This window comes from Mycolicibacter heraklionensis (assembly GCF_001021505.1).
GTDB classification, from domain to species: Bacteria; Actinomycetota; Actinomycetes; order Mycobacteriales; family Mycobacteriaceae; genus Mycobacterium; species Mycobacterium heraklionense.
The window spans coordinates 1-552 of sequence record NZ_LDPO01000065.1 but is presented as its reverse complement, the minus strand read 5'-3'; the positions used below and the strand labels follow the sequence as shown (position 1 = coordinate 552).

The following is a 552-nucleotide window of genomic DNA, read 5'->3' as shown; positions in this document are numbered from 1 at the left end:
GCTCGCCGGTCGCGGTCACCCCGATCGGAACCCGCAGTTCCTCGTCGCGGTTGCGGGGCGCCCACAGGGCGGGAACGTCGAGGCGCGAGGCGTCGGGGATACCCAGCAGGGTGGTGAAGGTGGCGCCCCGGGTGCCCGCCGACCGCAACCCGGCATGCGTCGGGTTGGAGTCCCACCGCGACAACCGCCGCGCCAGGTGCGCGGCCTCGTCGGCGCCCAGCTGGTCGGCCTCGTCGACATACCGCTGCCAGCCACCGGTCTGCCAGCGGTCGAGGGACGACCCACCTGAGCTGATCCGCAGGATCGGCCGCTCGGGGTCGGGATACTGCTCCCGACTCGGCGCTGCGGCGCCGCGCTGCACGATAGTCACCCCGGCACGCGCCGCCCCCAGCGACGAGGCCGCCAGGTCGAAGTCCGGGTCATCAATGATCACCAACAGATGCCGTGTCGTCTCGGCCGGGCCACCGGTGAACGGCGGACGGGCCGCCAGCACCGGCGTCAGCAGCGCGGACAGCTCCTCCGCGCTGCTCGCCAGGTAGCGCGCCGGGCCGA

1 pseudogene is annotated in these 552 nt (G+C 73.9%); it reads right to left on the bottom strand.

Going from position 1 to position 552, the window contains the following annotated elements:
* Window positions 1–552 (bottom strand): annotated as a pseudogene (locus ABW16_RS23660) (type VII secretion protein EccC); the annotation flags it as partial.